Raw genomic sequence first — 1,189 nt, 5'->3', positions numbered from 1 at the left:
TCCTCCAGGCTGGCATCAGGTTAAGAATCTAAAGGGGTCTTATACCCATGCGGTCGATAGAGGTCACTTGTTAGGCTATGCCTTAATCGGTGGCTTGGATGGTTTTGATGCCTCGACAAGCAATCCTAAAAACATTGCTGTTCAAACAGCCTGGGCAAATCAGGCTCAAGCCGAGGATTCGACTGGTCAAAACTACTATGAAAGCATGGTACGTAAGGCCTTGGACCAAAACAAGCGTGTCCGTTACCGTGTAACTCTTTATTATGCTTCAAACGAGGATTTAGTTCCTTCAGCTTCACAGATTGAAGCCAAGTCTTCAGACGGAGAATTGGAATTTAATGTCCTAGTTCCCAATGTTCAAAAGGGACTTCAACTGGATTACCGAACTGGAGAAGTAACGGTAACTCAGTAAAAGATAACATAAACTCCTATGTCACTTGTGGATATAGGAGTTCTTTTTTACTAGTTTAAGCAGGGCTACAATATACAATGATACTCAATGAAAATCAAATTGCAAACTAGGAAGCTAGCCACAGGTTGCTCAAAGCACAGCTTTGAAGTTGCAGATGAAGCTGACGTGGTTTAAAGTGAATTTCGAAGAGTATGAGAAAAAATAATATGTACTGGACTATATTTTGTGATATAATAAAGGGTAAGATACTATTTTAGGAGAAGAACTATGGAAGACCCAAGTAGTCAGAATTTGTTGCTACAATTTGTTTTATTGTTTATCTTGACAGTGTTAAATGCTTTTTTCTCAGCCACAGAAATGGCCATGGTTTCACTTAACCGTGCGCGGGTTGAACAAAAGGCAGAAGAAGGAGATAGACGCTATATCCGTCTGCTGAAGGTACTAGAAAATCCTAACCACTTTTTATCAACCATTCAAGTAGGGATTACCCTGATTACGATCTTATCAGGGGCGAGTTTGGCAGACACTCTGGGACGAGAAATTGCATCTTGGCTTGGAAATGGTGAAACATCTTATGCCGTTGCAAGTTTTCTATCTTTAGCATTTTTGACTTATATTTCCATCGTTTTTGGGGAATTGTATCCTAAAAGAATCGCTCTTAATCTAAAGGATGCCTTGGCGATTCGTACAGCGCCAGTTATCATTGGGCTTGGGAAACTAGTTAGTCCCTTTGTTTGGCTCTTATCTGCATCTACCAATCTCTTGAGTCGCTTGACT

The 1,189-nt window shown here is 40.5% G+C and carries 1 protein-coding gene and 1 pseudogene; both read left to right on the top strand.

Annotation, left to right across the window (positions count from 1 at the left end):
• Positions 1–412 (top strand): annotated as a pseudogene (gene endA, locus ACLNCN_RS04890) (DNA-entry nuclease EndA); the annotation flags it as partial.
• A gap of 267 nt (positions 413–679) precedes the next feature.
• Positions 680–1,189: CNNM domain-containing protein (locus ACLNCN_RS04885; protein ID WP_424844749.1), on the top strand; the 510-nt coding region annotated here is incomplete at its 3' end.

The sequence above is a fragment of the Streptococcus sp. CL8.13 genome (assembly GCF_049737895.1).
Note: the sequence above shows the minus strand (reverse complement) of the source record. Positions and strands in the feature narration are given on the sequence as shown.